We start from the raw sequence: 25,433 nt of genomic DNA on the forward strand, positions 1-25,433 counted from the left end.
CCACGCGCTTGAGCGCACCGTCAGATATCCTCTCAACATCGATACGGCTTGTCGGATATCTCTCCGCAGGCGAACACAAACGGTTGAAAAGGAGATCGTTATGAATTCAGGCGTCGTCAAGTGGTTCAATGGCACCAAGGGTTTTGGCTTCATTCAGCCGGATGATGGTTCTACGGACGTTTTCGTCCATATTTCAGCGGTTGAACGCGCCGGCATGCGCGAACTCGTTGAAGGTCAGAAGATCCGCTACGATCTCGTCCGCGACAAGAAGTCCGGCAAGAATTCGGCTGATAATCTTCAGGCCGCATGATTTGTCATTCGCCTCTGCTGACCATGAATATGGCAGCGGGCTGGCCATGTGCTGGCGGCAAGCTGACCACGGATGTACTGGCAGCGAGCTGGCCAGGGGTGGCGGTGAGCTGACCATACGGGCAGCGGGCTGAGTGACTGGAAGAGGTCGGGTCCGAGCCCGGCCTTTTTGCTTTGATCGCAGGCTTTTCCGGAATGGCCCTCGGTCGTACCTGAATGGCCCCTGGTCGTTCTGATTGACCGATTGAGCAGCCGAAGAGTCGAAGGGACGCTGAAATGGGCAGACCAAACTATAAAGTCGGCGACATGATCGTGCTGAAGTCCGGCCTCACCCGCACGGCGAAAGCCGACAAGCGGTGCCGGATCTCCAGCATCCTGCCCAATGACCATGGGCATGTGCAATACCGCGTCCAGTTCGACGCAGAGAATTTCGAACGCCGCATCACTGAGGCCGACATCGATACCGGGGAAACGCCATCCAGGGTTTCCCCCCAAGCGGCGGCCAAGTCCGATGGCGCCGAACCCTGGCTGAAGTTTTCGAGCATCAAAATCGGGAAGTAGTCCCGCGCTTTTTAATATGGACAGTGCGGCCTCGCCGCCGCGACAGGAAGGATATCGTTTTGCAGGTACTCGTCAGGGACAACAATGTCGATCAGGCGCTCCGCGTGCTCAAGAAAAAGATGCAGCGGGAAGGCCTGTTCCGGGAAATGAAGGCGCGCAGCGCCTTTGAAAAGCCGTCCGAGAAGCGCGCCCGCGAAAAGGCCGAGGCCATTCGCCGCCAGCGCAAGCTTGCCCGCAAGAAGCTGCAGCGCGAAGGTCTGCTGCCGGCACCGAAGAAAGTTCTCCGCACCCGCTGATCCCGGCCGGGGAGTCGCGGTCCGGCCGTGGCATCACGGTCCGACCGCGGAATCATGGTTTCAGCCGTGAGATCACGGCTTTCAGCCGCGGATTCATGGCTTGCAGCGCTGCGCGTCTTTTGAGACGCGCAATGGACGCCGTAACACTTTGAATTTCTGCATAATTCCTTGAGCCAATTCCGATTTAAGGAATTATGCTGTAGCGCCGCCATCACCTGGGAAAGGGGCACATGACCGCCACCAAGGGAGAATTCTTCAATCCCGCCAAGCTCTCGTCTCGCGACAAGGCGGAAGCGACCGATCACACGGCGCGTGCCATCATCGCCGCCGAGGCGTCGGCCCGTGACAAGAAGACGGAGAAGCTGAAGGCGCTGCGTTTGCAGCAGGAGGCCGAGGCCGAACCTAAGGCGGCTCCTGCAAAGAAGCGTCGGTCGCCGGCTAAGCCGCGGCCCTGATCTCTCGGAGCGCACGCTGATGAGGGTCTACCGGGTGGACGCGTTCAGCCTCCGTCCGCGCCGGCCCGCCCGAGATTACCCCGCAGCCGATGCAGCATGTCGCGCATCTCGGCCATTTCCTTAAGCGTGCAGCCTGCGGCTTGCCCGATCGCCATCATGATCGTATCGATCTCCCCCTTCATAGCCTCACCTCTAGGGGTCAGCGACACAATCACCTGCCGTTCGTCGCGCAGGTCGCGGATGCGCTTGATCAGCCCGCTCTGTTCCAGCCGTTTCAACAGCGGCGACAGCGTGCCGGAATCGAGATCCAACTGCTCGCCGATCGTCTTGACCGGCAATTCGCCGCGTTCCCAGAGCACCAGCATCACCAGATATTGCGGATAGGTCAGGCCGACCTTGTCGAGGATCGGCTTGTAGGCGCGGGTGAAAGCATGCGCCGTCGCATAGACCGCGAAGCACAGCTGTTTTTCCAGCCGCTTCTCCTCTTGCGGTATCTCCATCGTCTTCGTCGTGTGCGCTTTCATATCCATCATCCCTAGAGCATTCCCGTTTTTCTTCGAATCACGAAATGCTCTATCCCTTTGTTTTCACGCAATTCCGGGCGCAAAACCGCTGCGCACTTTTGCTGGAATTGCTCTAGAACATGATGCCGAAAAGTTTCAGCGGTTTTCGGGCGACATCATGCTCTAACTCTTTAATTTAGAACAGGATTCAGATTCTAGGCCGGCGCGGCTAAGATCATCCTGTTCTAAGGCCCGATTGTCCTCCTTTCGAATTCGAAATGCAATTTGCAAAATTCACTTGCGTACAATTTAATTGTGCGATACTAAAAATCCAACCCCATCGAAGGGCCAACCAAAGGAGATCGTCATGCCTATTCTCTATACGACCAAAGCCTCTGCCACCGGCGGCCGCGCAGGCCGCGCCGTTTCCGAAAACGGCGTTCTGGACGTGACCCTGACCGTCCCCAAGGAACTCGGCGGCGACGGTGCGACCGGCACCAATCCCGAACAGCTCTTCGCTGCCGGCTACTCCGCCTGCTTCCTCGGTGCATTGAAATTTGTCGCGGGCCAGCAGAAGGTCAAGATTCCGGAAGACACGACGGTCTCCGCCAAGGTCGGCATCGGCCCGCGGGAAGATGGCGGCGGCTTCGGCATCGAAGTGGCGCTGACGGTTGACATTCCGGGTCTCGACCGCGAAACGGCTGAAAAGCTCGCAGCCGCAGCCCATATCGTCTGCCCCTACAGCCACGCCATGCGCACCTCGACCGAGGTTCCGGTCACCGTCGCCTGATCGATTTTAAAAAGCTGGCAGCCGTATCGGCTGCCGCCATCTGCCGGTCGGGTAGGGTGCTATCCGGCCGGCTTCGGCGTTTCTGCCGCCATTCATGACAGCGCCAGCAGATCCTGCCGCAGCCTTGCGACCCTGCCATCCGGCAGCTTTCCGTCGATCATCGCATGCGTGCTTTCCCAGATCGGCAGCGCTCTCACCAACACCGCCTTGCCCTCAGTGGTGAGGCTCAGCAGCCGACCGCGCCTGTCCCTCGGGTTCTCCATCACCGTCACCCAGCCCTTGCGCTGTAACGGCTTCAGCGCCGCCGTCAGCGTCGTCTGGTCCATGGCGAGGAGGGCGGCGACCGGCCCCATTGGCGGTGGCTCCGGCCGGTTCAGCGACATCATCAGCGAAAACTGCCCATTGGTCAGCCCGGCCGGCCTCAGCGCGTCGTCGAACAGCCGGGCAAGCGCGCGCGCTGCCCGCTGCACATGCAGGCAGAGGCAGGTGTCGCGCACCATCAGCGTCGTGGAAAAGGGAATCTCGATCGAATTTGACATGCTTCATTTCTATTGATATCAATGTATTTAGTCAAGGAGAAGGAGATGAGCCGGCTTCACCGGCAAGCGCCGGAGGAGGGCGCACTCCATGCAGAATGAGGTTGTTTCCCGCGAAGAGTGGCTGGAGGCCCGCCGTGCCCTGCTGGCAGAGGAGAAAGAGGCGACGCGGCTGCGCGACAGCGTCAACGCTGCCCGTCTGGCGCTGCCCTGGGTAAAGGTCGACAAGGATTATGTCTTCGAAACGCCCGAGGGCAGGAAGTCGCTCGCCGATCTCTTCGACGGTCGCAGCCAGTTGCTGATCTACCATTTCATGCTCGGCCCGGATTGGGATGCCGGCTGCACCGGCTGCTCCTTCCTATCGGATCATGTCGATGGCGCCCTGCCGCATCTGAACCATCATGACGTTACCTGGGTCGCCGTTTCGCGCGCGCCGCTTGACAAGATCGCCGCCTACAAACGGCGCATGGGTTGGAAATTTCCCTGGGTCTCTTCTTTCGGCAGCGATTTCAATTTCGATTATCACGTTTCTTTTAGCCCCGAGGATCTTGCCAAAGATAAGGTCTTCTACAATTTCACGCCTATGCAGCCGGCTGATGCCAATGACGAACTGCCGGGCCTCAGCGCTTTCTACCGCAACGACAAGGGTGAGATCTTCCATACCTATTCGAGCTATGCTCGCGGGCCGGAAGAACTGATCGGCACCCTGATGATCCTCGACCGCGCGCCGAAGGGCCGCAACGAGGACAGCACGATGAATTTCGTGCGCCGCCACGACGAATATGAGGAGGCCGCCAAGGCGCCATCCTGCTGTCACTGAGCCGGAGCATGATGCCGAAAAGTGTAAGCGGTTTTGCGTCCGGAATGCGGAAAACAAGCGCCACCATCACTCAAGGGAGAAGAGGATGATGAAGACCGCTGAAGTGCTGAAGGAACATTCCTTTCTGGAAAGGCTGATCGGCGACTGGACCGTCACCGCACCCGACATGAGTGGCGGTGAGACCTGGACCGAGACCGTCCGCTCGCTGCACGGCATCTGGTTCGTCGCCGAAGGGACCGGCCGCATGCCGGACGGTAAGGAGGCCACCAGCATCCTGACGCTCGGCTACAACGCCACAAAGGGCAAGTATGTCGGCAGCTGGATCGGCAGCATGATGGACTATATGTGGGTCTATGAGGGCGAGGTCGATGCGTCAGGCAATGTGCTGGACCTTTATACGACAGGGCCCGACTTCAACGGCGAGGGACTTGCCGAGTACCGCGAGCAGATCATCTTCGTCGATGCCGATCACCGCACCTTCGTCTCCAGCGCCAAGCAGCCGGATGGCGCCTGGAAGCAGTTCATGGAAGCGCATTACGCCCGCAGGATCTGACAATCACGGCGCTCACCCTCGAAATAGGGGCCTTGCAAAGAGGCTTCCGAAGAGGAGCGTCGAAAAAGGGAGAGTATGATGTCTGAGACGCATGGAAAGTTCATCTGGTGCGAGTTGATGACCCCCGACACATCAGCGGCCGCGAAATTCTACAGCTCGGTCGTCGGCTGGACCACCTCAGAAATGAAAATGGAGGGCATGCCCACCTATACGATCTTCGAGGCGAACGGCATCGGTGTCGCCGGCCTGATGGAATTTCCGGCCGAACTCGAGGGCAAGGGCATTCCGCCGAACTGGACGGGTTATGTCGACGTTGACGACGTCGACCAGTCGGCCAAGGATTTTGCCGCCAATGGCGGTTCGGTCCGCCGTCCGCCGGAAGACATCCCGACCATCGGCCGCTTCGCCGTCGTCGCCGATCCGCATGGCGCGGTGCTCTGCATCATGACGCCGGCGCCGATGGAAAATCCCATGCCGGAACTGGCCTTCGACGCCCCCGGCAATATCGGCTGGCGCGAACTCTATGCTGGCAATGGCGAAGAAGCGCTGGCCTTCTATTCCAAGCGGTTCGGCTGGACGAAGCACAGCGAATTCGACATGGGTCCGATGGGCGTCTATTATCTCTTCGCCCATAACGGCAGGCAGATCGGCGGCATGATGACCAAGCCGGAAAACCTTCCGATGCCCTTCTGGTGCTATTATTTCATCGTGCCGACCCTCGACGCCGCAACCGAACGCCTCACCTCGGGCGGCGGCAAGGTCGTCCACGGCCCGATGGAAGTCCCTGGCGGCAGCTGGATCGTCCAGGCCACCGACCCGCAAGGCGCCTTCTTCTGTCTGGTCGCACCGAAGCGGTAGGTTTGGGAGCGACGTTGGCGGTGTGCCGTGCAGCCCCCTCATCCGCCCTACGGGCACCTTCTCCCCGGGGGAGAAGGGGGAATCGAGACGTCGCCACGAGTTTCTTCTCCCCAGCGGGGAGAAGGTGGCGGCAGCCGGATGAGGGGGCCTCACGGCACACCGTCAACAACAATTACGCTCCGGATCCCACCACCCACCACCATCACCCTCCAACCGAAGCAAAGAACCCTTCCGGACCTTCCACCTCCACCAGCCGCTTCTTCTCGATCAGCCAGAACCGGTTTCCCACCGCCCGCACGAAACTGCGGTCATGCGATACCAGCAGGCAGCTCGCCTCGTGCGCCATCAGCTCGCTCTCCAGCGCCTCCTGGCCCTCGATGTCGAGGTGGTTGGTCGGCTCGTCGAGCAGGTAGAAGTTCGGCTCCGCAAGTCTCAGTACCAGCATGCCGAGCCGCGCTTTCTGGCCGCCGGAGAGCTGGCCGATCGGTTTTGCCTGCATGTCGATCGTCATGCCGGCGCCTGCCAGCAACGCCCGCGCCCGCTGGTCACCGACATCGAAGCGGCGGATGATCGTGCCGATCGGCGTATCGCTGTCGGCAAGATCGGCAAGCGCCTGGTCGCCGTAGCCGAGCACGAGCGAGGGCGTCGCCTTGATGCTGTCGCGCGCTGTCTCCGGTCTTTCGATCGCCTGTTTCAGCATCGACACCAGCCGCGACTTGCCGGCGCCGTTGAGGCCGAGCAGCACGATGCGGTCGCCCTGGCAGATGAACTGCCGGCCGGTCTTGAACAGCGGCGTTCCATCGGGCGTCGTCACCACCGCATCCTCCAACGTCACCAGCACCTTGGCATGGGTGCCGCGGTTGGCGAGCCGGATCGCCCCGGCCGAGCGCTCCAGATGCGCCCGTTTTGCCGCGTCCTCCAGCTTCTCCGCCCGTTGCCTGAGCTGCTTCGTCTTGACGACGAGCAGGTCGCTGCCGGAATTGATGCCGATATTGTTGAGCTTCGCCGCCTGCTTGCGCAGTTGCTCCGCCACCTTCATGTCGCGCTCGTAGCGCCGGGCTTCGGAAGCGTCCGCCTCGTCAAGTGCGGCGCGTGCCCTGGTATAGGGCAGGGCGAAGACCGGCGATTGCTCCGGCCGCAGGAACAGCGTCCGGTTGGTCGTCGCATCGAGGAAGGCGCGGTCGTGGCTGGACAGGATAACCGGCACGTCGCGCGGCAGCGCATTCAGCCAGCCCTCCAGCTGCGCGATCTTTTCAAGGTCGAGATGGTTGGTCGGCTCGTCGAGCAGAAGCACGTCGGGCTCGCTCACCCAGGTGCGGGCAAGCATGGCAAGCCGCTGCCAGCCGCCGCTCAATTGCTTCAGCGGCCGGCTCCGCATGAGCTCCGGCACGTCGAGCGATTCCAGCACGACGTCGACGCGCCAGCTCTCGCTTTCGGCCTGATCGGCCGGCAGCGCCTGCAGCACCGCATCGTAGAACGGCGTGTCGAAAAGGGCAGGCGGTACATTCTGCGCGACATGGCCGATGGTCAGCCCGCGCGCCTTGGTGATCTCGCCCTCGCTCGGCTCCAGCTTACCGGTGATGCAGGCAAGCAGCGTCGATTTCCCCCGCCCGTTGGCGGCGACTAGGCCGATGCGGTCGCCGGCATTGACGACGAGATTGAGCTTGGAAAACAACGGATTGCCCAGCGTCACGCCGAGATTGCGGATATTGATGAGTGTCATGATCGTTCTCTGGTCTTGACCGGGTGGTCGGCACGATCCGGGGCATTCAGCCATCACGGGATTGCGCGGTTCGAGCCCGGGAAATGAGAGGAATGCGCGCTGTCAATTACGGCGCGGCATTGGCCACGAAGGGCAGACCAGGAAGAGATGTCGAGAAACGGTCTCTGGTCAGCCCTGCAAACGCATTTGCAGGGCGTTGACGGGACCACGCTGGCGATTAAACCGAAAATAATATTGCATTGCGTGACCCTCCTTTCTCAAAAGCTTGCAAGACCCAAATAACATTGCCCGCAAAAAGAGGCAAGAGAGCCGGACCTGCGCCGATTCTAGCCATAAACCGCGCATAGAGGATTCTTCGGGACCGACCGGGAGAATAAGACGCATGCTCATTGCCCATTTGCCTGCAGGCTACCTTCTCGGGAGCGCCGCGCGGCAACGGTCCGCCGCACCCGGCATCATGACCGTAGCCTTGATCGGAAGCGTATTGCCGGATTTCGATATGGTCTATTTCTTCCTGACCGGCGGCAAAGTCCACCATCACGACTATGTCTCCCACTGGCCGCTTTTTTGGCTCGGCTTCGCCGCCACGGCCCTGCCGGCGATCAGTCGACTGGCGCCGGACTGGCTTCCCACGGCCGCCGTCTTTTTCGCAGCCGTCGTGCTTCATATGGTTATGGATACCGTCGCTGCGCCGATGCTTTGGCTCGCGCCATTCGATTGGTCGAAATTCGAGCTGACGACGGTGCCGGCGACCTACAGCAATTGGATCGTGAGTTTCATGCTGCATTGAACCTTCGTTCTCGAACTCCTGATCTGCGTCACCGCGTTGATCGTCGCCGTCTGCCGGAATCGTCGCGTCGGAGGCCGGCAGCAGGCATGAGCCGGAGTTATCCCGGGTGGCCGGCAGACAAATCCAGCCGCCGCGTTATCCCGATACTCCTGAGGAATGTCGCGTCGTGGCTGACGACGATGAGCGCGCCGTCGTAAGCGCGCAATCCGGCCTCGACGGCGGCAATCGAGTCGATGTCGAGATGGTTGGTCGGCTCATCGAGGATCAACAGCGGCGGCGGCGCTGAGCCGAGCACACAGGCAAGGCCGGCGCGCAGCAATTGCCCGCCGCTGAGCGTCGATACGGTCTGCAGCGCCGCATCCGCCCTGAACATGAAGCGGGCAAGGGCCGCCCGGCAGGTATTTTCATCGGAAAGCGGATTGATCCGGCGGAAATTGTCGCGGATCGAGACCGACGGATCGAGTAGGCTGACCGTCTGATCGAGCATCGAGAAGGCAGTCATGACGCCGATCGTGCCCGCCCAGGGTTTTAGGTCGCCGGTGATGAGCGCCAGCAAGGTCGTTTTGCCCGAGCCGTTGCGGCCGGTGACGGCGATACGCTCCGGTCCGGTCACATCGAAGGAGAGATCGCGGATGACGGGATCACCCGGCTGGTAGCCCGATGTCACGCCATCCATCCTCAGCACGATCTTGCTGGCGGGCAGCCCGGTCGGCGGCAAGGTGACCGACAAGGGCTGGAGGATCTCGATCTTCTCGCGCGCTGCCCTTGCCTCTTCCAGGGCCTGGGCGCGCCGGCGGTCGGCGAGGCGGGCATTGTCGCCGCCTGTCGTTTCGCTCCGCTCCTTCATGCCGCCGAGCATGATGCGCGGTATGCCGCCCTTGGCGGCCATCTTCCGCCCGGTGCTGTCCCTCTGCGCCTGGCGCTCCACCGTTGCCTGCGCCTTCTTTGCCACCTCGGCCATGCGTTTTTCGGCTTCAGTGAGATTATGCTGTGCCGCCACGAGCTCGAGGGCCTTGCGCTCGCGATAATGGCTCCAGTTGCCGCCGAAGCGCGTGGCGCCGAGCGAGGTCAGTTCGACGATCGCGTCGACGCTTTCGAGCAGTTCGCGGTCATGGCTGACGATGATGGCGCCGGCCCGCCAGCCTGACATCAGCGCGATCACCGCCTCGCGGCCTTCGCGATCGAGATTGTTCGTGGGCTCGTCGAGCAGCAGGAAATCCGGTTCGGTAAAGATCAGCGCCGCCAGCCCGGCACGTGTGCGCTGCCCGCCGGAGAGTGCCGCAAGCGGGGTTTCCGGTGACGCGTCGAGCCCGGTCCGAGTGAGCGCTGCGGCAATGCGCGCCTCCAGCATCCAGTCCGCGGATGCCAGCTCGTCGGCCGTTGCCGCGCCGGCTTCGGCGCGGCGAAGAATAGCGAGCGCATCGGTGACGCCGAAGAGATCGGCAACCGTTTCGTCAGATGCTACCTGAACGCTCTGCCGCAGCACGCCAAGGCTGCCGTTGACGGATACGGTGCCCGAATGCGGCTGGATTTCACCGGAGACGAGCTTCAGCAGCGTCGTCTTGCCGACGCCGTTGCGCCCGACGAGACCGGTACGCTCGGCCCCGAAACTCAGGTCGAGATTGGAAAAAAGCGGCCGCCCGTCAGGCGCGGACCACGAAATTTGGGAGAGGGTGATGGATGCAGGCATGGATATGGATTTCCCGGTTGGCAAGGCGAACTGGCGTTGCGATCGGGTTAAAATCCATTGCGGCACACATCCTGTTGAAATGGTCGATGGCAGGGAATTTAGGGAATAAAGGCTGAAGGTTCAAGGCAAAGCAGCCAATGGGGCGGCAGACACCAACCTTGCTCCCCCTTCTCCCCGGCGGGGAGAAGGTGGCCCGAAGGGTCGGATGAGGGGGCCGCACGGTACCCCGTTGCTGCCTTTCGCCGGCCGCTCAAGGCGTTCGTCGCTGACGCTTCTCACACCCCCTCATCTGCCTGCCGGCATCTTCTCCCCGCTGGGGAGAAGGGACCCAGGCTTACCGCTTCAAGCTACCCAAGATCCCGCGCACCAGCGCCCGGCCGACTTGGGTCGCCACCGTGCGCGCCACGCTCTTCATTGCCGCTTCCACCACTGTTTCGCGCTGGTAGCCGGAAGTCCGGCCGCGCGATTGGCCGCGGCCCTGGTTGTCGTCGTCATTGCCGCCGCCGAAGCCCGGCAGGTTCCAGCCGGAGGTCGTGCCGCCCTGTTGCTGAGGCGCTTCTTCCTGGGCTCGCTTGGCGGCTTCGGCATCGGCCGCCTTCTTCGCCCGTGCGGCCAGCAGCTCGAAGGCGGATTCGCGGTCGATATCCGCGTCATAGATGCCGAGAACCGGGCTCCTGTCCATGATCTGCCGGCGCTCGTCATCCGTCACCGGGCCGACGCGGCCGGATGGCGGGCGGATCAGCGTGCGCTCGACGATCGAAGGCGCGCCTTTGGCCTCCAGCGTGGAGACCAGCGCCTCGCCGGTGCCGAGATTGGTGATGACGGTGGCGCAATCGAAGGCCGGATTCGCACGGAAGGTATCGGCCGCCGTCCTCACTGCCTTCTGCTCGCGTGGCGAATAGGCGCGCAGTGCATGCTGTGCGCGGTTGCCGAGCTGGGCGAGCACCGTTTCCGGCACGTCGAGCGGGTTCTGCGTCACGAAATAAACACCGACACCCTTGGAGCGGATCAACCGCACCACCTGCTCGACGCGTTCGGTCAGCACCTTTGGCGCATCGTTGAAGAGCAGGTGCGCCTCGTCGAAGAAGAAGACGAGCTTCGGCTTGTCGGGGTCGCCCACCTCGGGCAGTTCCTCGAACAGCTCCGAGAGCAGCCAGAGCAGGAAAGTGGCGTAAAGCCGCGGGTTCATCATCAGCTTGTCGGCGGCCAGCACCGAGATCTGGCCGTAGCCATTATTGCTGGTGCGCATGATGTCGGTGATCTTCAGCGCCGGTTCGCCGAAGAAGTGCTCGGCGCCCTGCTGTTCGAGAACGAGCAGCGCCCGCTGGATCGAGCCGACCGAGGCCCTGGAGATCAGGCCGTACTGGTTGGAAAGTTGGCTGGCATTCTCGCCCATATAGTTCAAGAGCGAGCTGAAATCCTTGAGGTCGAGCAGCGGCAGCCCACCCTGGTCGGCGATCTTGAAGGCGATGTTGATGACGCCTTCCTGCGGTTCGGAGGCGTCCATCAGGCGGGCGAGTAGCAGCGGTCCCATCTCGGCGATGGTGGTGCGCACCCGATGGCCCTTCTCGCCGAACAGATCCCAGAAGATCACCGGAAACTGGTCGAATTCGTAATCGGCAAAGCCGATCTGCTCGGCGCGCTTCGTCAGGAAATCCCTGGGCTCGCCCTTGGCGGCGATGCCGGAAAGGTCGCCCTTGATATCGGCCGCAAACACCGGAACGCCGGCGCGGGAGAAACCTTCGGCGAGCACCTGCAGCGTTACCGTTTTGCCGGTGCCGGTAGCGCCGGTGACGAGGCCGTGGCGATTGCCGAATTTCAGGTCGAGATATTCCGGCTTGTTGATGCTGTCATCGGGATTGCGGCTCGCGCCGATGAAAATCTTGCCTTCCTCGATCATTCGGAATGCTCCCTTGGGGCTCTGCCGCCATTTATGAGAAGGCTTGCTTCAGCTACCTTCATCGAACCATCGTTTCCCTGTTATAAGCAGGCAGGCGCATGCGGACAACTGTTTGCATTGAAAGCAAAACCGGACAAAGCGCCGCCCGGGGAGGGCCGGCTTGAGTTGCTGTGGAATTTCGAATAACGTTGACGTTAACGTCAAAAAACAGGAGGCTGACGATGAATGAAATTGTGACCCAGATCGCCGATCGTGTGGGTATTGCGCCTGATTTGGCCGAAAAGGCGCTCGGCATGATGCTCGGCTTCCTCCAGCGCGAGGCCGCCGATGGCCCGGTTGCCAAGATGATCGAAGCGATCCCCGGTGGCGCCGATCTCGTCGCCCAGTTCAACGGCGCAGGTGCCGGCGGCGGCGGTCTGCTCGGCGGGCTGATGAGCTCGCTCGGCGGCGGCGGCATCATGGGGCTCGGCCAGCAACTGATGGGCGAAGGCCTCGGCATGGGCGAAATCACCTCGCTTGCCAAGGAAACCATCGCGATCGCCAAGCAATATGCTGGCGAGGAAGTCGTCGACGAGGTCGTCGCTTCCGTCCCGGGCCTCAGCCAGTTCGTCTGAGATGTTTGATCGGCAGGAGCCTCGCGTCGTTGCGGGGCACCTCATATTTGCAGTGAAATCGCCGAGGCAAAGGTCCGTTCCATTTGAAGAAATGGCCGGTCAGCAGCACGGCGAGCTGAGCCGAAGATGCCTGCAACCTACCGTTCACGCGGAGGAGGCTCGCCTGTCGGCTCACCCGTGTCGTTCTTCCAGAACCTCGTCAGTGATATCACGCCCACGCGCAAACACGCCCAATATGTTGACGTCACCGCCACTGACCGAGAACGCCACGCTGACGCTGCGCCGGTAGCCGATAACACGAAGGCCTAGAATTCGGCTTTCCCGCACCGTTCCCCGTTCCGGGAACGTCTCCAGGGCCTCAATGAAGGTCATCACGGCGTGGACGAAGTCGCCGGCGATGCCCGTTCCCGCCTCAACAGCGATATCGGCATAGAGCTTGTCGAGTTCGGCTTCCGCCTTCGGATGGTAGACAATGCGGTAGGCCATGCCCTACTTGGCTTTCGCCGCGTCATTCCGCCGCTTGGTTTCAAAGCGGGCGCGCACTGTCTCGGCCGGGATGCCGATGCCCGGCTTGTTCACCAGCTCGTCGTAGCGCGCCGGAATCTCCTCATTGAGCCAGCGCTCGCGAGCCACCTCATGATCCTCCAGCAGCCGCAGGCCTGCGCGGACAACCTCGCTGGCGTTGTTGTAGCGGCCGGACTCCAGCTGCTTCCGCACAAATTCTTCATAGTGGTTCCCGAGCGCGACGTTGGGCATGGTTTTCCTTTCGTTGTCGTCAATATGGAGTTGTGACATGCATATGGCAATAGATGTCAATCCTTGACCTCAGACGGGGCGCGGGTACGATCCTCCGATCGTCTGGTGATCTGCCGCGGTGGCCTGATCGCCTTGCCTTGCAGCCTCTGCCCGCTAATTAACGGCTACCCCATTGGATGGAAGGAGAGCAGATGACCGTCTGGCGTCCATCGCAGCAGATCAGGGTGAAGGTGATCGGCCTCGCCTGGCGGAAAGACCAACTGCTCGCCGCCGAAGTGGAGGATGACAGGGGTCGCATCAAGGGGGTTCGCCCGCTTGGCGGCGCCATTGAATTCGGCGAGAGCCGCGAAGAAGCCTTGCAGCGCGAATTCAGGGAGGAACTCGAGACTGATATTCGCATCGTCGGTCCCTGGCATCTGCTTGAAAACATCTACGAGCATCACGGCGCGACCGGTCACGAATACATCTTTGCTGCCGATATCGAGCTGGCCGATGCATCGCTCTGTGAGCGCGATGAAATCCACTATTCCGAACTCGACGAGACGGCGGCGACGGCGCGCTGGTTCGGCCGCGACAGGCTGCGCGACGCCGGCATCGATCTCTATCCGACAGGTCTCGACAAACTCCTGTCGCGCTGGCGCGATTGAGCCTGATATCCCCCGCTTTGAGGTGGCTTCGGCCGATCGCCAAACTTTGATCGTCTGCGGCCCGCTCCCGGGGGAACAATGAGCTGGCATCGCCTGTTGCTAGAGCAATTCCAGCAAAAGTGTGCAGCGGTTTTGCGTCCGGAATTGCGTGAAACAAAAACGATCGCTGAAACCAGAAGGAATAGCATCATGCGCAGGTTTATTGCAGCAACTTCGATCGCTCTCCTCAGCCTCTCCGCCCCGGTTCTTGCCCAGTCGAACATGGGCATGGATGCCAGCGGCCGGATCGACGGCACGCCGCCGCTCGGCACCGCGCCGGGAGTTGAAACGCAAAGCGGGCTGATAATCCCGCTCGACTCGATCGAAACCGGCAGCATCGACAACGAGCCTCTAAGCGGTCCGGTCGACTGGGCGCGCTGCCCGCCGCGCAAGGCACGCGGGGCGCTTGCCACCGAAGGCGGCAAGAGCGGCGCCTCGGTCAGCGCCGCATGCCGTGATAACGGAAACCAGTAACACCAGGGGAGGGCGCTATTTGCCGTCCTTCTTGTCGTGATGCAGGATGACGCCGAGTTCATGCCACTGCCGCCTGTCGCGCTGGATCAGTTCGTCGGCTGAGGCCGGTCCCATGCTGCCCGGCGCGTAAGCGTCAGGCACGCTCCGATCCCCAGCCCAGATATCGAGGAAGGGCTGCACCGCCGCCCAGCCGGCCTCGATGCCGTCGGCGCGCTGGAACAGCGTCTGGTCGCCGATAAAGAGATCGTAGAGCAGCGATTCATAGCCGGTCGTCTTGGCGATATCGAATTTGTCGGCATAGCGGAAATCGAGCGAGACCGGCACGGTATCGACGGAAAGCCCAGGCGACTTGATCGAGATTTCCATGCTCATGCCCTCGTCCGGCTGTACCTGGATCACAAGCCGGTTCGGCGGCAGGCGGCTCTTGACATCGGTCTCGCGAAACTGTGCGAAGGGCACCGGCTGGAAGGTGATGACGATCTCGGTGTCGCGCGCCGTCAGCGCCTTGCCAGTTCTGAGATAGAAGGGCACGCCGGCCCAGCGCCAGGTATCGGCATAGAGCTTCAGCGCCACGAAAGTCTCAGTCCGGCTGTCGGGCGAAACGTCCTTGGTGTCGCGATAGGCGGGAAGCTGAGCCCCATTGAGCGGGCCTGCGCCATAGGCGCCGCGCACGCCGTGCGTCTTGGCCTCATCAGGCGTATAGATGCGCAGCGCCTTCAGCACCTTGCTCTTCTCGTTGCGGATTGCCTCGGCATCGAAGCTGTTCGGCGGCTCCATGGCGATCATCGCCAGCAGCTGGAAAAGATGGTTCGGCACCATGTCGCGCAGCGCACCTGTCGCATCGTAGAATTTGCCGCGGCTGCCGACATCGACGATCTCGGCGGCGGTGATCTGCACATGGTCGATGTAGCGGCTGTTCCACAACGACTCGATCATCATGTTGGCGAAACGCGCCGTCATCAGGTTCTGCACCGTCTCCTTGCCGAGGAAATGGTCGAGCCGGTAGACTTGGCTTTCCCCGACCTGCGCGAGAATCTGCGCATTGAGCGCCTGCGCCGAGGCGAGATCGGTGCCGAACGGTTTTTCGATCGCGACACGGCGGAAGACGCCATCGCTTTCATCGGTCAGCCCATGGGCGGCGAGCTTCTCGACGATCGTCCCGAAGAAGGATGGCGGCACCGCGAGATAGAAGGCGGCATTGGCATTCGGCCCCAGCCGCTTGCCGATCTCGATGAAAATATCGTCCTTGGTGAAATCGCCTGACGTATAGGAAATACGCCGGCGCAGGCTTTCCCAGGCTTCGTCCTTTACCGTCGGCTCTTCGCCGCTCAGATGGTTGAGGAACTGGTCGAGCCGCCCGCGCAGGAATTCATCGTCACCCGGCTCGATGCCGATGCCGAGAATGTGGAGATCGTCGCCGACGAGGCGGCTGCGCGTTAGATTGATGATCGCCGGCACCAGTAGGCGGCGCGTCAGGTCTCCCGTGGCGCCGAAGATGACGAGGGTGACCGGCGGGGTTGGGGCAGCGTCCATGTGTCATCTCCTTGCAATTTGCGGCCGACTATAATGCGTGCCGGTTTCGCCGCAACATAGGCGGCGAGGGGTAACAGGCATTTGACAGCATCTGACGTGCGCCCGAGGTCGGTTACGCTTTGACTGCCACCATGAAAATCCTCGGAAACCTCAGCAGCACCCGCCCATCCGACATCTTTGGATAGGCCTTTTCCACCCGCTTGAGGTAGTCCGCCAGGAATGCCTCGCGATGCTCTTCGCCGGCATGGGCGAGATAGGGCATCAGCCCGGTTCCCTTCACCCATTCGACGATATCAGCCGCATCCGCCATCGGGTGATTGTAGATGGTGTGCCAGATATCGACGCGCGAGGATTTGGCGATCAGCCGGCTGTAGTAAGTGGACGGCGGCGGCAGCCCCTTGCGGCGCACGGTCTTCGCTTCGAAGGCGGATTTCCACGGTCCGGCATGCGCCGTCTCCTCCATCGCCAGGTGCGAGGGTTCGCCGAGATTGTCGGGCATCTGCACCGCAAGCACGCCGCCTTCGGAAAGCCCGTTCATCAGCCGGTCGAAAATATCGAGATGATCGGGCAGCCATTGGAAGACGGCATTGGCAAACAAAAGGTCTGCGGGTTCGTCCGGCTGCCAGCGAGTGAGATCGGCTTCGACGAAGGCAGTGTCCGGAAGTCGCTTGCGCGCTGCCTCCAGCATGTTCATGTCGCTGTCGACGCCGGAGACGCCGGCCGCCCCGTAGCGCTCGATGATCAGTTCTGTCGAATTGCCCGGTCCGCAACCGAGGTCAACGGCATGGCTAAGGCTTTGCAGCGGCACCTGTGCCAACAGGTCACGCGCCGGTCGCGTGCGTTCGTCCTCGAATTTCACATATTGGTTGGCGGACCATGCCATGGCGATCACTCCTGATATCAGGCCACATCATGTGGCGGATGCGGATCTTTGATGTTGCGGCCGTCGAGCGTGCCGACCTTCAATCCGCAGACACAAGTATTTTGTCCACGCGCCTCCCGTCGAGATCGACGACTTCGAAGCGCCATCCATCTCGCGTGAAGCTCTCACCCAATTCCGGCAGATGTTTCAACTCTTCCAACACCAGGCCAGCCACAGTCTGATATTCCAAATCGTCATCGAGCTTGAGATTTAAGAACTCAGCGAATTCGTCAATCGGCGTCCAGCCGGACACGAGGTAAGAACCGTCGTCTCGGCGAGCGATGGCCTGCTCATCGATAGGTCCCTCCTGGAGAGCTCCCATGATCGCTTCCAAAATGTCACCTGACGAAACAACTCCCTCGAAATGACCGTACTCGTCAAAAACCAGCACCATGTGGACGGGCGATTTCCTGATTGCTTCGATCACGTTTATGGCGGTTGAGAGGTCTGAAACCACCGGGACGTCTTGCGTCAGAGCCTTGATGTCGACACTGCCGTGTTCGGACATCGAGTCGTAGAAGTCCTTGACCGGAAGGATGCCGATCACCTCGTCCGAACTGCCTTTCCGAACGGGCAACCGAGACCGTTTCGTCCGGTGCAACTGGGTTCGAATTTCATCAAGGCTGTCGTCAATATCAATAATTTCGACGTCCCGTCGGGGCGTCATAAGCGCTCGAGCAGTGCGGTCCGCCAGCCGCATAACACCTGATATCATCGCGGACTCTTCGCTTTCGATCACGCCAGCCGACTGCGCCTCGGCCAGAACGGTTTTGATCTCTGCGTCAGAGACATTGTCGCCACCTTTTCCTGATTGGCCCAAAAGCTTAAGCACAAGATTTCCGGAGGCGTTTAGAAGCCACACGAGTGGCAGCGCGATTTTTGAAAGTACCGCCATAGCTGGGGCGACCTTGGCCGCAACCGCTTCGGGTTCTCGCAATGCGATCTGCTTTGGAACAAGTTCGCCGATGATCAACGAAAGATAGGTGATTGCCACAACGACTGAACCTACGCCAATGGCATCGGCGGCCGTCGATGACAGCCCCTGGGCTTCCAGCCATCCGCTCAGGCGGCCGCCGAGCGTGGCACCTGAGAAAGCGCCGGAGAGAACGCCGACCAGCGTGATGCCGATCTGAACCGTAGAGAGAAAGCGACCGGGGTTTTCGGCAAGTTTGATTGCCTGAGCTGCACCTTTGCTCCCATTGTCAGAGAGAACCTTTAGGCGGGCTGTTCGAGAAGACACAACAGCCAACTCCGACATGGCGAGCACACCATTTACGATGGTGAGAAACGCCACAATTCCAATTTCCAGAAACACAGGGACCCTATTCGTTGAGGTTTTAATGCCGCATTGATCAGGCGACGCGGCAAGGCGTTCGAAGTGACGCTATATCAGCATCGCCCATCGTCTTTCCATCATCGTGTTAACATCAGTACAGGTTCCATCAGTCCTCAGATTTCCTTGAGGTGGCAAGCCCGACCCAGCCGGAACGGTTGGAAATCCAGTCGGCCTGCAACGGCCGCCCGTCATTCGCGATGGTCTGGAACGCTCTCTGCTGGAACCTGATATGCCTGAGGCGAGGCGGATGTCATCGCACCGCCTACAGTGGTCGCCAGCTTCTTCGGCCGGGAGATCCCGGTTGGAGCGGGCGGAGCTTGTACTGGATGGGTCGCTGTCAGGCATGGCGCAATTTTGGCGGTGAAACGCTTTCGGCGCAAGAGGCGTCGGGCGAAAATCCTTATAGCGTCTTGATGTGACAGTTTTGAAAAGGACAGTAGCACCTCTTTCTGATTGAGGATTTCGGCGGATTTTCCGCGCTTCTGCAACGAACGCTTTATAATGATCGAGCTATTGGCAGATGGAATTTTTAGGGTGTAGCAGCGGCACTGCGGCGCGTCCCATGACCTGGAATAGCGATCCGGTAAAGAGGTGGTGTCAAGGACAAAATTATGCACAAATTCAAAGCGCTACAGCATTGTTTGCACGTCTGAAAAGACGCGCGGCGCTAGAGCCTATGACAAATCAAGGTGAGCCCGTGAACAGCTGCCCAACTCATAAGTAAAGCTGGCGCAATACACCGTAAATTAACAGCCTCTTCGTATTTTCTTCAAATTGCGAACGATTTCCGCGACGTGCAGCCACGTCCCGGCTCGATCGACGACATGCCCGCTCGAGGAGGTACGCGCATGCAGTTCAAATCGGCTACCGGACGCAACATTTTTTCCGTGGCGGCCTGCGGTGTCGTCGCGACGATCGCGGCATCGGGCGTTCTTTTTTACATCGCCTATAACGATATGCGCAAATCGAGCCTCGATCAGATGCTCCAGATCGCTGCCACCAACGCGCTCAACGTCGAGAAATCCATGAGCGTGGCGCTCGGCATCGTCAATGCGTTGGAGACATCGCTGTCGACGATGAAGGAAAGCGGAAACGCCAGTCGTGCGACCGCCGACGACCTGCTGAAGAACATGCTGCAGGATAATCCGATGGCGCTCGGTGTTTGGACCGGCTGGGAACCGAATGCCTTCGACGGCAAGGACAAGGATTTCGTCGGCAAGGAAGGCCACGACACCACCGGCCGCTACGTGCCCTATTGGGTGCGCAGTGGCGACAAGATCCAGCACACGCCGCTGGTCGATTATGGGGTGTCGGGCGCCGGCGACTACTACCAGCTTCCCTTTACCCAGAAAAAGACCGTCGTCATCGAACCCTATGTCTACGCGGTCGACGGCAAGGATGTGCTGATGACCTCGGTCGCCAAGCCGATCGTGGTCGATGGCAAGGCGCTTGGCGTCGCCGGCATGGACATTTCGCTCGACGACGCCAACAAGGCGATTTCCGCAGTCCACCCGATGGAGACCGGCTATCTCAGCCTGGTGACGGGCGCCGGCAGCATCATCAGCCATCCCTCCGCTGCGCTCGCAGGCAAGAATATCAAGGACGGCGGTGATCTCACCGCCGGCTGGGATCAGTTGATCGCCAGGCCCGGCGTCGAGCAGGAGATCGCAGGCCCGGACGGTCAGAGCTATTTCTCTGTCGCCTATCCGGTAAAGCTCACGAATGACCTCAACTGGTACGCCATTGTTTCGGTGCCCAAATCCACCGTCTTTGCCCAACTCAATAACATGGCCTGGAGCGCCGTCGCGATCACCGCCATCGCTGCCCTCCTGCTCGGTTTCGCAGGCTGGCTCATTGCCCGCAAATTCGTCCGCCGCATAGAGGGCGTGATTGCCGAGACTGATCGCATCGCCCATGGCCAACTCGACGTGCAATTGAACGACAAGAATGCCGAGGACGAAATCGGCGACCTCTCACGCTCCCTCGCCATCCTGCTGGAAAGCAATCGCCAGAAGATCAGGCTCGAGGCCGATGCGGAAAGCTCCCGGTCCCGCGAAGAGATCGAACGACAGGAACGTTCCGTCCTCCATGCCGCCCGTGAGGATTCGATCAAGTTTGCGGTGAGCGAACTCGGCAACGGACTGGCAAGCCTTTCCAACGGAGATATGACCATCCGGCTGGAAAAGCCATTTACCGACTCCCTTGACGAAATCCGCGTCGATTTCAATGCGTCTGTCGAAAAGCTCCAGGCAGCCCTGATTTCCTTCTCCGAAAACGCTGCCGTCATTCAGGCCGGTTCCGAAGAAATCCGCTCGGGCGCCGACGATCTCGCCCGCCGCACCGAACAGCAGGCCGCTTCCGTCGAGGAGACCGCCGCTGCGCTGGAGCAGATCACCACCTCGGTCAAGGACTCCACCCTTCGCGCCGAGGAGGCGGGAACGCTCGTCAGCCGCACCAAGGATGGTGCAGAAAAGTCCGGAGAGATCGTGCGCAATGCCGTTGACGCCATGACCGGCATCGAGCAATCCTCGCAGTCGATCTCCAACATTATCGGCGTGATCGACGATATTGCCTTCCAGACGAATCTGCTGGCCCTCAATGCAGGTGTTGAAGCAGCGCGTGCGGGGGAGGCCGGCAAGGGCTTCGCCGTCGTCGCCCAGGAAGTGCGTGAACTCGCGCAGCGCTCGGCCACCGCCGCCAAGGAGATCAAGGCGCTGATCACCTCGTCCGGCGACCAGGTCAAGCGTGGCGTCGATCTCGTCGGCCAGACCGGCAAGGCGCTGCAGGCAATCGTTGCCGAAGTCCAGCAGATCAACAGCAATGTCCAGGCGGTCGTCCAGGCCGCCCGTGAACAGTCGACGGGTCTCCTGGAGATCAACACGGCGGTCAACCAGATGGACCAGTCGACCCAGAAAAACGCCGCGATGGTCGAGGAATCGAACGCCGCTTCGCATACGCTGGTGACGGAGGTGTCTGCCCTCTCGGAGCGTCTGGCACAGTTCAATCTCGGCCAGGTGGCAAAGGCGGCCCCTGCCGCCTGGACGACTGCCAAGCCGTTGGCACGCCCGGTGGGGGCGATGCTTTCGATGCGCAGACCGGTTCCCGCCTCGGCCACCGACCATGCCAGGCCCGCTCCGTCACCGGCCCGTGCGCTCGGCGGCAAGCTTGCAGCAGCCTTCGGCACCTCAGCCGCACCACCGGCTTCGACCGAGGGCAACTGGGAAGAGTTCTAGACATACGGCGTGCGACGCCGCTGAGCGCCGCTCCCCTTGGCAGCAGATAGCACCCGCGCGAGTTTGTTGCCGCCTCAGCTCTTTGTTTGGGTGTATCTCGGTGGTGGAAATTGCCAAAGGACCGCAACAGTAACGAACCGTCAGAGGAGGTCGTAGCCTTTGACGTTCAGGGAGAGCGTGTTGTCGGCACGTTGCGCCTTGCTACCGGAAAGCCACAGCCGGTGATCCTGCTTTTTCCGGGGTTTGGCGGAGTTCGAGATGAGCTTCAGATTCCAAGCCAAGGCAAAGGAATTTTCGCCTACATAGCCGGGTCTTTTGCATCCCTAGGGTTTTCCAGTCTTCGGATCGATTTCCGTGGAAGCGGCGAAAGCGACGGCCTGTTTGAGAACACGACATATTCGAGCCAAATAGCCGATGGCATTGCCGCCATGGAGTTTCTCAGGTCCGACCCCCGCGTCGATGGACACCGTATCTTCCTGCTGGGATGGAGCCAGGGTGGATTGGTCGCTGCTGCGATAGGCGGGCGAACCAATAGACCGTCCGGGATTGCTCTTTGGGCTGCTATTGGAGAGCTAAGTGTTTCCTTTCCCGCTCTGATCGGTCGGGAAACCTATCTTCGCGGTTTGGCGGAAGAGAGCATTGCGACCGAGATCGTGATGCCGTGGGGCGCCAGGCTCAAGCTCAGGCACCCCTTCTTTCAAGAGGTGGCAACGCACGATCCATTCGATGAAATCAAAGCCTATGATGGCCCGCTTTTTGTGGCGGAAGGGTCCTTGGATACTGCCATTCCGGCGGGCACAGGACGAAAATTCGTGTCGGCCCATAACGGGGACAACGAGCTTCGGATCAGTCCGATGGACCACGCCTTCAATACATCGCTCGGCACTGAAGCTCTCGATGCGCTGGTGATGGCGACCGCGAATTTCTTTGCTCTGCGGCCAGCTTTCCTCACGCGAACATAACTGCAAGGATGGCCCGCGCTCAATTTTGATTTGAAAGCATTCAATACCTCGCGCTAAGGTCACACAAACCAGCATCAGCGCAAAGTCCTCGGAGTTGCCGATGACATTTCCCAATCCCTCAGCCACCTTTGACCGCATGCTCATCATGGGCAACGGCGGTGCGGGTAAATCATGGCTCGCCCGTCGTGTTGGTGAGCAGCTTCACCATCCGGTTGTCCACCTTGATGACATGCATTGGGAGCCGGGGCGCTACGGCATCGATCGCGACAGAGCGTTGCGGGACGAGATGGTCAAGGCGGCGGCCGAAGGCAATGCTTGGGTCATGGAGGGCGTTTACGGGCAACTGGCGAACATGGTCCTCAACCGCACGACGATCCTGGTCTGGATTGATTTGCCGGAGGAAGAATGCATCGCCAACATCAAGCTGCGAGGTATCCAAGGCGGCGAGACCGGAACGCAATTCGATGGCCTTTTAAAGTGGGTGGCCGAATACCGGAGTAGAACGAACAACTGGAATTCCTTCGAGACGCACGCGCGATTGTTCTCGGTCTTTACCCGTCCGAAGTTCCTGTTATCGAGCCGTGAGGCAGTCACCGATTTTGCCGACCGGTTGTCCACCAGCATCGACGAGGCCGCCGATGAAAGAGCCCAGATTTCCGAATGACGAGGGCGAAGACGCCTGGATGGTCGTCCAGGTGTTTGCGGATGAACACTGGAATGCCTACCACGACATCCGCCGCGCCGTCCTCTTCGAGGCCCGCGGGTTGATTGGCTATGATGCGAACCATCCCGATGATCGAAGGGATGGGCATTTCCCTTTGCTGCTTCTGCTTGAAAACACTCCGGTCGGTGCGGCTCGCCTTGATCTGATGAGCGAGCAGACAGCATGGGTGCGGACCGTCGCGATCAGGGCGGAACGCCAGGGAAAGGGTACGGCCGGATGCTCATGGCAGGCCTCGAAAAATTCGCATCACAACACCGGGTCAAGAGATTGCTTGTGAATGCGGCGCGAGACGCCGTGGGGTTTTACGAAGCGCTCGGATGGACCGTCGTCGAGGCCGATGGTGAAAACCCTGTGCTGACAAAGGAATTGCGAACCTAGCCTCAATGGTGAAGTATTGCGCTGACCGCGAGCTGCTCTAACGTTCTCGTGGAGCCTCTCCAAAAACGACGAGGTCACGATGCTCATTATCTTCGGTGGTCTGCCTGGCAGTGGAAAGACGACGATTGCCCGCGCTTTGGCTGAGCGGTTGAATGCGGTCCATGTGCGCGTCGATACCATCGAGCAGGCAATCCGTGCCTCCGGAATTGCCGATGATGCCGGGCCTGCAGGCTATATCGTGGCTTACGGCATTGCTGGAGACAATCTGACCCTTGGCAGGACTGTTATCGCCGACTCCGTCAACCCGCTTCGGATAACCCGGTCAGCGTGGCTTTCGGTCGCGCAAGCCGCCGGGGTGACAGCGGCGGAGGTCGAGATCGTTTGCTCGGATAAAGCCGAGCACCGCAACCGTGCTGAAACGCGCCTCACCGACGTCGAAGGTCTGGTGAAGCCGACATGGCAAGCGATTTCCGAAAGAACCTATGACGAATGGCCTGATGCAATCGTCATCGACACGGCTTTGAAAACGGTGGAAGCGGCTGTTGATGAACTGATCGACCGACTTGGCGACTGAGAAGGAAATTACACCAAGCTGCCGCCAATCAACGACGAACCGGTATCGGAACATGGAATCTCGGATCGTTCTCGTTCGTCACAGTCTCCCTTCCATTGAAGGAGATACACCGTCTATCGACTGGCGCCTAAGTGCACCGGGTAAGGCAGCCGCGATCGAGTTGGCAAAATACCTCTCCGGATTCCGCGTAAAGGAAATACGCAGCAGTCCTGAAAAGAAAGCGCATCAAACCGCTGCCTTGATTGCTGATCGTCTGGCTCTTCCCGTTTGTCTTGATTCTGACTTGCGGGAACACGACCGATCCAAGGTAGGATATATTGCGCGAACTGATTTTGAAGCAGGCATCACCAGACTGTTGGAGCATCCTCACCAGCTCACATTTGGCGACGAAAGCGCAGATGCGGTTTTCAATAGAATGGACCAAGCCGTGGCCCGAGCGAGAAAAGCCCGACCGAGTGGCGACTTAATGATCGTAACACATGGCACCGCCATGTCGATCTACGCCGCTCGGGTTCTCAGGGTCGATCCGCTGGCGTTCTGGCGAAGTCTTTCCATGCCGACTGCCGTAGTGCTGGACGGGAACGAAATGAAGATTATCGATGTACCGGACACTCCGGCGGACCGATGACCGATTAGGCAACCTCCCAAACATAGCCGGTGTCGTTGACGCTCGCTTCCGTCCGCGGTGCTTACGCTCCGCTAAGCCGCGAGGATGGTGATCCCGTAGGCGTTGGCGGCTGCCGTCATGCGGGCGATGGTTTCCGCCGAAGGGCTGACCTTCGGTGGCTCGGTCGTGCCTTCCGCTTCGATAAACTCGGCCATGTCTCGATCGACGACCGCGGAGAAGACCACGGGAACGGTTCCTCGGTTGGAATAGCCGTGCACCATGAAGGGCGGGATGGTGACGATGTCGCCGGCGCTGGCTTCGATCTCTTCGGGGCCGCTGTCGCTCAGGCGCCAGATCGTCAGGCGTCCCTCGAGCATGCGGAACACTTCCGGGCTCGCATGCGCATGTTTCGGCGTCCGGCTGCCTGATGGCACGGTGACGTCGAAGATATTGAGCCAGGCTCCGCTGATTCTAAGCCGCCGCTCGACCCGGTCGCCGAGGACGAAAAACCGCTTTGCCTCGTCGCTCGCAGGCATTTTCACAAATGAGTTGGACATCATGTCTCTTTCTTTTTCTTACAGGGCTTCTTCTTATGGGCTTTTTCTTGCGGGCGCAGCCGTTAGACCTTTGCGACGCCTTTGACAACCCGCCCTGTTGTTGGGGGTAACATCGCCGAACGCTTTCAAAGAATCGCGCTACATCGGCCGAAGCGATGAACAAACGGCTCCGTTGCCGGGGGTTCAGCGCCGCTCGCGCGCCACTGCGTCACGAGACTGTCGGGGCCGATATCGGTACTTCGGCGCGTTTCCGCAAGGTCCGCCAATGCCGCATCAGCTATGCGAAAATGACT

Annotated in this window: 29 protein-coding genes and 1 pseudogene; 19 read left to right on the plus strand and 11 right to left on the minus strand. The window is 60.5% G+C overall.

Features of this window, described 5'->3' with window-relative positions:
• Nucleotides 1-100 precede the first annotated feature (100 nt).
• The 4 genes from BS629_RS24310 (at nucleotide 101) to BS629_RS24325 (ending at nucleotide 1,621) form a co-directional block, all read left to right on the plus strand.
• Nucleotides 101-310 carry a cold-shock protein gene (locus tag BS629_RS24310; protein ID WP_003546468.1) on the plus strand — a complete coding sequence of 70 codons (210 nt, stop codon included), beginning with the start codon at nucleotides 101-103 and terminating at the stop codon, nucleotides 308-310.
• Nucleotides 311-585: 275 nt separating this feature from the next.
• Nucleotides 586-870, plus strand: coding sequence for a hypothetical protein (locus BS629_RS24315; RefSeq protein ID WP_018241184.1), 285 nt, complete (start codon nucleotides 586-588; stop codon nucleotides 868-870).
• 59 nt (nucleotides 871-929) lie between these two features.
• Nucleotides 930-1,166: a 30S ribosomal protein S21 gene (rpsU, locus tag BS629_RS24320; RefSeq protein ID WP_018241185.1), complete on the plus strand. Its 237-nt coding sequence runs from the start codon at nucleotides 930-932 to the stop codon at nucleotides 1,164-1,166.
• A gap of 230 nt (nucleotides 1,167-1,396) precedes the next feature.
• Nucleotides 1,397-1,621 carry a hypothetical protein gene (locus BS629_RS24325; RefSeq protein ID WP_003546479.1) on the plus strand — a complete coding sequence of 75 codons (225 nt, stop codon included), beginning with the start codon at nucleotides 1,397-1,399 and terminating at the stop codon, nucleotides 1,619-1,621.
• A gap of 44 nt (nucleotides 1,622-1,665) precedes the next feature.
• Here the strand turns inward: BS629_RS24325 and BS629_RS24330 are convergent, their stop codons facing one another.
• On the minus strand, nucleotides 1,666-2,154 hold the full coding sequence (locus BS629_RS24330; protein ID WP_018241186.1) for a MarR family winged helix-turn-helix transcriptional regulator: 489 nt from the start codon (nucleotides 2,152-2,154) through the stop codon (nucleotides 1,666-1,668).
• Nucleotides 2,155-2,491: 337 nt separating this feature from the next.
• Between BS629_RS24330 and BS629_RS24335 the strand changes: the two genes are divergently transcribed.
• Entirely contained in the window at nucleotides 2,492-2,914 is a 423-nt protein-coding gene (locus BS629_RS24335) for an organic hydroperoxide resistance protein (protein WP_018241187.1), read from the plus strand.
• Nucleotides 2,915-3,006: 92 nt separating this feature from the next.
• Here BS629_RS24335 and BS629_RS24340 read toward each other — a convergent pair whose 3' ends face one another.
• Complete coding sequence (locus BS629_RS24340) at nucleotides 3,007-3,453, minus strand: MarR family winged helix-turn-helix transcriptional regulator (RefSeq protein ID WP_018241188.1); 447 nt, start codon at nucleotides 3,451-3,453, stop codon at nucleotides 3,007-3,009.
• 88 nt (nucleotides 3,454-3,541) lie between these two features.
• Between BS629_RS24340 and BS629_RS24345 the strand changes: the two genes are divergently transcribed.
• The 3 genes from BS629_RS24345 (at nucleotide 3,542) to BS629_RS24355 (ending at nucleotide 5,681) form a co-directional block, all read left to right on the plus strand.
• Nucleotides 3,542-4,270, plus strand: a complete 729-nt coding sequence (locus BS629_RS24345; protein ID WP_018241189.1) for a DUF899 domain-containing protein — start codon at nucleotides 3,542-3,544, stop codon at nucleotides 4,268-4,270.
• An 85-nt stretch (nucleotides 4,271-4,355) separates the two neighbouring features.
• On the plus strand, nucleotides 4,356-4,823 hold the full coding sequence (locus BS629_RS24350) for a DUF1579 domain-containing protein (protein ID WP_018241190.1): 468 nt from the start codon (nucleotides 4,356-4,358) through the stop codon (nucleotides 4,821-4,823).
• Between the two features lie 78 nt (nucleotides 4,824-4,901).
• The gene (locus BS629_RS24355) at nucleotides 4,902-5,681 is read left to right on the plus strand and encodes a VOC family protein (protein ID WP_018241191.1); all 780 of its coding nucleotides are present in this window, start codon (nucleotides 4,902-4,904) and stop codon (nucleotides 5,679-5,681) included.
• A gap of 202 nt (nucleotides 5,682-5,883) precedes the next feature.
• On the opposite strand, the gene BS629_RS24360 is transcribed toward BS629_RS24355, so the two are convergent.
• On the minus strand, nucleotides 5,884-7,404 hold the full coding sequence (locus BS629_RS24360; protein ID WP_077988524.1) for an ABC-F family ATP-binding cassette domain-containing protein: 1,521 nt from the start codon (nucleotides 7,402-7,404) through the stop codon (nucleotides 5,884-5,886).
• Between the two features lie 382 nt (nucleotides 7,405-7,786).
• Here BS629_RS24360 and BS629_RS24365 point away from each other — a divergent pair.
• Nucleotides 7,787-8,284: pseudogene (locus BS629_RS24365) on the plus strand (metal-dependent hydrolase).
• Between the two features lie 7 nt (nucleotides 8,285-8,291).
• On the opposite strand, the gene BS629_RS24370 reads toward BS629_RS24365, so the two are convergent.
• Nucleotides 8,292-9,884, minus strand: a complete 1,593-nt coding sequence (locus BS629_RS24370) for an ABC-F family ATP-binding cassette domain-containing protein (RefSeq protein ID WP_018241193.1) — start codon at nucleotides 9,882-9,884, stop codon at nucleotides 8,292-8,294.
• Between the two features lie 334 nt (nucleotides 9,885-10,218).
• On the minus strand, nucleotides 10,219-11,784 hold the full coding sequence (locus BS629_RS24380; protein WP_018241194.1) for a helicase HerA-like C-terminal domain-containing protein: 1,566 nt from the start codon (nucleotides 11,782-11,784) through the stop codon (nucleotides 10,219-10,221).
• 221 nt (nucleotides 11,785-12,005) lie between these two features.
• On the opposite strand from BS629_RS24380, the gene BS629_RS24385 reads away from it, so the two are divergent.
• On the plus strand, nucleotides 12,006-12,398 hold the full coding sequence (locus BS629_RS24385; RefSeq protein ID WP_003546502.1) for a hypothetical protein: 393 nt from the start codon (nucleotides 12,006-12,008) through the stop codon (nucleotides 12,396-12,398).
• 171 nt (nucleotides 12,399-12,569) lie between these two features.
• On the opposite strand, the gene BS629_RS24390 is transcribed toward BS629_RS24385, so the two are convergent.
• Both BS629_RS24390 and BS629_RS24395 read right to left on the minus strand, forming a co-directional pair.
• Nucleotides 12,570-12,884, minus strand: a complete 315-nt coding sequence (locus tag BS629_RS24390) for a type II toxin-antitoxin system RelE/ParE family toxin (RefSeq protein WP_018241195.1) — start codon at nucleotides 12,882-12,884, stop codon at nucleotides 12,570-12,572.
• 3 nt (nucleotides 12,885-12,887) lie between these two features.
• Complete coding sequence (locus tag BS629_RS24395) at nucleotides 12,888-13,154, minus strand: type II toxin-antitoxin system ParD family antitoxin (RefSeq protein ID WP_018241196.1); 267 nt, start codon at nucleotides 13,152-13,154, stop codon at nucleotides 12,888-12,890.
• 191 nt (nucleotides 13,155-13,345) lie between these two features.
• On the opposite strand from BS629_RS24395, the gene BS629_RS24400 reads away from it, so the two are divergent.
• Together BS629_RS24400 and BS629_RS24405 are read left to right on the plus strand one after the other, a co-directional pair.
• Nucleotides 13,346-13,801, plus strand: a complete 456-nt coding sequence (locus BS629_RS24400; protein WP_018241197.1) for an NUDIX hydrolase — start codon at nucleotides 13,346-13,348, stop codon at nucleotides 13,799-13,801.
• Nucleotides 13,802-13,990: 189 nt separating this feature from the next.
• Complete coding sequence (locus tag BS629_RS24405) at nucleotides 13,991-14,314, plus strand: hypothetical protein (RefSeq protein WP_018241198.1); 324 nt, start codon at nucleotides 13,991-13,993, stop codon at nucleotides 14,312-14,314.
• Between the two features lie 15 nt (nucleotides 14,315-14,329).
• Here the strand turns inward: BS629_RS24405 and zwf are convergent, their stop codons facing one another.
• From zwf to BS629_RS24420, 3 genes are all read right to left on the minus strand, one after another.
• Entirely contained in the window at nucleotides 14,330-15,847 is a 1,518-nt protein-coding gene (gene zwf / locus BS629_RS24410; protein WP_018241199.1) for a glucose-6-phosphate dehydrogenase, read from the minus strand.
• A 112-nt stretch (nucleotides 15,848-15,959) separates the two neighbouring features.
• Complete coding sequence (gene tam, locus BS629_RS24415; protein WP_018241200.1) at nucleotides 15,960-16,730, minus strand: trans-aconitate 2-methyltransferase; 771 nt, start codon at nucleotides 16,728-16,730, stop codon at nucleotides 15,960-15,962.
• A gap of 79 nt (nucleotides 16,731-16,809) precedes the next feature.
• Entirely contained in the window at nucleotides 16,810-18,084 is a 1,275-nt protein-coding gene (locus tag BS629_RS24420) for a hemolysin family protein (RefSeq protein ID WP_018241201.1), read from the minus strand.
• A gap of 869 nt (nucleotides 18,085-18,953) precedes the next feature.
• On the opposite strand from BS629_RS24420, the gene BS629_RS24425 reads away from it, so the two are divergent.
• The 7 genes from BS629_RS24425 (at nucleotide 18,954) to BS629_RS24450 (ending at nucleotide 24,604) form a co-directional block, all read left to right on the plus strand.
• Entirely contained in the window at nucleotides 18,954-21,338 is a 2,385-nt protein-coding gene (locus tag BS629_RS24425) for a methyl-accepting chemotaxis protein (protein WP_077988526.1), read from the plus strand.
• A 110-nt stretch (nucleotides 21,339-21,448) separates the two neighbouring features.
• The gene (locus tag BS629_RS24430; protein ID WP_018241203.1) at nucleotides 21,449-22,300 is read left to right on the plus strand and encodes an alpha/beta hydrolase; all 852 of its coding nucleotides are present in this window, start codon (nucleotides 21,449-21,451) and stop codon (nucleotides 22,298-22,300) included.
• A gap of 100 nt (nucleotides 22,301-22,400) precedes the next feature.
• Nucleotides 22,401-22,964, plus strand: coding sequence for a P-loop NTPase family protein (locus tag BS629_RS24435; protein ID WP_018241204.1), 564 nt, complete (start codon nucleotides 22,401-22,403; stop codon nucleotides 22,962-22,964).
• Nucleotides 22,939-23,301, plus strand: a complete 363-nt coding sequence (locus BS629_RS39985) for a GNAT family N-acetyltransferase (RefSeq protein ID WP_020493377.1) — start codon at nucleotides 22,939-22,941, stop codon at nucleotides 23,299-23,301. The genes BS629_RS24435 and BS629_RS39985 overlap by 26 nt, the downstream gene beginning before the upstream one ends.
• A complete protein-coding gene (locus tag BS629_RS40575) occupies nucleotides 23,247-23,402 on the plus strand; it encodes a GNAT family N-acetyltransferase (RefSeq protein ID WP_245268249.1) in 156 nt (51 codons plus the stop codon). Before BS629_RS39985 ends, BS629_RS40575 begins: the two co-directional genes overlap by 55 nt.
• 79 nt (nucleotides 23,403-23,481) lie before the next feature.
• A complete protein-coding gene (locus BS629_RS24445; RefSeq protein ID WP_018241205.1) occupies nucleotides 23,482-23,976 on the plus strand; it encodes a P-loop nucleotide/nucleoside kinase family protein in 495 nt (164 codons plus the stop codon).
• A gap of 52 nt (nucleotides 23,977-24,028) precedes the next feature.
• Nucleotides 24,029-24,604: a histidine phosphatase family protein gene (locus BS629_RS24450; RefSeq protein ID WP_018241206.1), complete on the plus strand. Its 576-nt coding sequence runs from the start codon at nucleotides 24,029-24,031 to the stop codon at nucleotides 24,602-24,604.
• A gap of 71 nt (nucleotides 24,605-24,675) precedes the next feature.
• Here BS629_RS24450 and BS629_RS24455 read toward each other — a convergent pair whose 3' ends face one another.
• Nucleotides 24,676-25,143, minus strand: coding sequence for a cupin domain-containing protein (locus BS629_RS24455; RefSeq protein ID WP_077988528.1), 468 nt, complete (start codon nucleotides 25,141-25,143; stop codon nucleotides 24,676-24,678).
• Nucleotides 25,144-25,433 lie beyond the last annotated feature (290 nt).

Origin of the sequence: Rhizobium leguminosarum bv. viciae USDA 2370, from assembly GCF_002008365.1 — a bacterium.
GTDB lineage: Bacteria > Pseudomonadota > Alphaproteobacteria > Rhizobiales > Rhizobiaceae > Rhizobium > Rhizobium leguminosarum.